1 protein-coding gene is annotated in these 3,979 nt (G+C 70.7%); it reads right to left on the bottom strand.

Going from position 1 to position 3,979, the window contains the following annotated elements:
- Positions 1-3,979 (bottom strand): non-ribosomal peptide synthetase (locus G5C51_RS40395; protein WP_165245679.1); only part of this gene is annotated, 3,979 nt, incomplete at both ends.

Below are 3,979 nucleotides of genomic sequence, written 5' to 3'. Positions count from 1 at the left end.
GCGCGGTCGAGCTTGCCGTTGGGGGTGAGCGGCAGGGCCTCCAGGGGGACGACGGTCGGGATCATGTACTCCGGCAGGCGGGAGGCGGTGTGCTCGCGCAGCTGCGTCGTGTCGATGTCGCCGTCGCTGTCGGTGTCGGTGGCCGGGACGACGTAGGCGACCAGACGCCGCTCGCCCGGTCGGTCCTCCCGTACGACGACCGCCGCTTGACTGATCGAGGTGTGGGCGGCGATGACGGATTCGATCTCGCCCGGTTCCACCCGGAAGCCGCGGATCTTGACCTGCTCATCCGCCCGACCGGCAAACTGCAGGGTGCCGTCGGTGGTCCAGCGGGCCAGGTCTCCGGACCGGTACATCCGCCCACCGGCACCGAAGGGGCAGGCGACGAATCGTTCGGCGGTCAGGTCCGGGCGGCCGACATAGCCGCGGGCCAGACCGGCCCCGGCGACATACAGCTCGCCCGTCACGCCGGGCGGGACCGGCTGCAGGAACTCATCCAGCACAAACACCTGGGCATTGCCGAGCGGACGACCGATCGCCGGCGACGCACTTTCCGGTGTAGTCCCTGCATCCACCGGGACCGCAGTGGTGATGACCGTGGCCTCGGTCGGCCCGTACGTGTTCCATACCTGTGCCTGGCCAACCCAGCGGCTGGCCAGATCCGGGCTCAACCGCTCTGCACCCAATACCCAGTTGCGCACGCCGGGCACCGATGTGGGGTCCAGCACCCCGAGTAGCGACGGCACCACGCTGGCCACGCTGACACCGGCGTTACGGATCATCTGAGCCAGCAGCTCCGGCTCCGTACGCTCAGAACTTGCAGCAATCGCCAGGGTGCCGCCTGAAGTCAGTGTGACCGCCACATCCAGCACCGCGGCGTCGAAGCTGAAGGACGCGAACTGCAACGCCACCTCGCCCGCTTCCACCCCCAGCACCGGCCGCATCACCTTGGCGAGATTCGCCACCCCGCCGTGCGCGACCGCCACACCCTTCGGACGGCCCGTCGACCCCGACGTATAGATCACATACGCCAACTGCGACGGCTCGATCGCCTCCCTCAACGGCTCACTCGACGCAGCCGCAATCGCCTCCCCAGCCCCGGTCAACAGCCCGCTGTCCACCACCAGTTCGGCGCCGCTGTCGGCCACCATGAACTCCAGCCGATCGGCGGGATACTCCGGATCCAGCGGCACATACGCACCCCCGGCCTTCCACACCGCCAGCATCGCCACCACAAAGTCGACCCCACGCGGCAACCGCAGCCCGACCCGCACCTCCCGGCCCACTCCGAGCCCCCGCAGATACCGCGCCAGCCGATTCGCCCGCACCTCCAGCTCGGCGTAGGTGAGCTCCTCAGCCCCACACCGAACGGCGACAGCACCCGGCGACCGCGCGACCTGGCCCTCGAAGAGCTCCACGACCGACCCCTCGGAAACGGGCCGCGCCGTGTCGTTCCATCCCTCCACCACCAGCGACCGTTCGGCCGCCTCCAGCACCTCGATCTCACTGACCCGCGCATCCGGGCGCGCCGCAACCTGCTCCAGCACCCGCACCAGCCGATCGGCAAGCGCCCGCGCCGTAGCCTCGTCGAACAGATCCGTGGCATACAGAATCCCGCCGGACAGCCCCGCCGGGGCCCCGCCCTCGTCCCGCTGCTCGGCCAGGTCCAACGCCAGATCGAACCGGGCCGCCGCCTCCGCCCCGGATGCCACGGGGGCAACGTTCAGGCCCGGCAGCTTCCACCGCTCCTCGCCGCCGTTCTGCAGCGCGAGCATCACCTGGAACAGCGGATTACGGGACAGCGACCGCGACGGATTGAGGTCCTCCACCAGCCGCTCGAACGGCACATCCTGATGGGCATACGCCGCCAGATCCGTCTCCCGCACCCGACCCAGCAGCTCCGTGAACGACGGATCCGAACTCAGGTCGGTACGCAGCACCAGCGTATTGACGAAGAATCCCGCGAGATCATCCAGCGCCGCATCATCGCGGCCGGCCACGGCCGTCCCGATCGGGATGTCGTTCCCCGCACCCATCCTCGACAACAGCACCGCCACCGCGGCATGCACGACCATGAACATCGTCGCCCGCCCACGCCCGGCCAACGCCACCAACCGCGCATGGGTCTCCGCACCCACCTCGAGCTCCACAGCACGGCCCTGGAACGAGGGCACGGCCGGCCGCGACCGGTCCGCCGGCAACGCCAGCTCCTCCGGCGCCCCGGCCAAAGCCTCGCGCCAGTACGCCAGCTGCCCGCTGATCATGCTGTCCGGGTCATCGAGTTCGCCCAGCACCTCGCGCTGCCACAGCGCATAGTCGGCGTACTGCACCGGCAACGGCTCCCATGCGGGTGCCCGCCCCTCACGACGGGCGGCGTACGCGGCCCCCACGTCCCGCGCCAGCACGCCCATGGACCACCCGTCCACCGCGACGTGATGCGCCACCATGATCAGGACGTACTCGGACGGGCCGGTCACCAGCAGCCGCACCCGCCACGGCAGGTCCACCCCCAGATCAAAGCCTCGCTCCGCCTCCGCGGCGACGGCCTCCTCCACGCACTCCTCGGCGACCTCCGTGACCACCAGCGGCGGCCGACCCGCACCGCCTTCGAGGATCTGCTGATACGGAACGCCGTCGCCGGCCGGGAACACGGTCCGCAGGCTCTCGTGCCGGTCGGCGACGTCGCCGAGTGCCGCTTCGAGAGCCGGCACGTCCAGCTCGCCCGACAGCCGCAGCGCCATGGGCATGTTGTAGGCCGCGCCGGCCTCGCGGTCGTTCTCCTCGAGGCGGTTGAGGAACCACATCCGCTGCTGCGCGTACGACAGCGGCAGCACGTCAGGCCGCGGGCGGCGGGTCAGTGCCGCCCGCTCGGTGCCGTGGCCGGCGTCGATCAGCCGGGCCGCCTCGGCGACCGTCGGCGCGGCGAAGAGGTCGCCGATGGCGAGCTGGGTCTCCAGTACCGCGCGGATGCGGGCAACCAGCCGCATGGCGAGCAGCGAGTCGCCGCCGAGGTCGAAGAACGACGCCTCGGCGCCGACCTGCTCCAGGCCCAGGACCTCGGCGAACAGGCCGCAGAGCACTTCCTCCACCGGGGTCGCCGGGCCGCGCCCGCCGGCGGCACCGGCGAAGTCGGGGGCGGGGAGGGCGGCCCGGTCGAGCTTGCCGTTCACCGTGACCGGGAAACGCTCCAGCACTACGACGGCCGCCGGGACCATGTACTCCGGGAGCTGCCCACCGGCAAACTCACGCAGCGCTACGGGATCAATCTCGCCAGCGGCGGTCGGAACGACGTAGGCGATGAGGCGTTTGTCGCCGGGGCGGTCCTCGCGGACGATGACAGCCGCGTGGGCGACGGACTCGTGGGCGGCGAGGAGGGATTCGATCTCGCCGGGCTCGATACGGAACCCGCGGATCTTCACCTGCTCATCGACCCGGCCGGCGAACACCAGATCTCCATCGGGGGTCCAGCGCACGAGGTCACCGGTCCGATACATCCGGGCCGCCGGGCCCCCGTTGGCGAAGGGTGAAGCGACAAAGCGTTCCGCGGTCAGGGTCGGCTTGCCGAGGTAGCCGCGCGCCAAGCCTGGACCGGACACGTACAGCTCACCGGTCACACCCACGGCCGCCGGCTGCAAGAACTCATCCAGCACATACGCCTGGGTGTTGCCGATCGGCTGCCCGATCGGCACCGGGCCTTCCGCCACAGGTGACAACGGCTGGCTCATCGTCGCGCAGACCGTCACTTCCGTCGGCCCGTACGCATTGATCAGCCGCCAGCCCGAGGACCATCGCTCGACCAGCGCCGGCGCGCAGGCCTCGCCAGCTACCACCACCGTGCCCACCTGGGCCGGTAGTTCCTCCACCGTCGCCAGCACCGACGGCGGCACCGTCACATGCGTGACCCCGAACGCGGACGCCACCTCGGTCAACGACCCGTGCGGCGGCAACCGGTCAGCCCCGGCCATCACCAACGACGCCC

The sequence above is a fragment of the Streptomyces coryli genome (assembly GCF_011044975.1).
GTDB lineage: Bacteria > Actinomycetota > Actinomycetes > Streptomycetales > Streptomycetaceae > Streptomyces > Streptomyces coryli.
The sequence above is the reverse complement of the archived record's forward strand: the minus strand, read 5'-3'. Positions and strand labels throughout refer to the sequence as shown.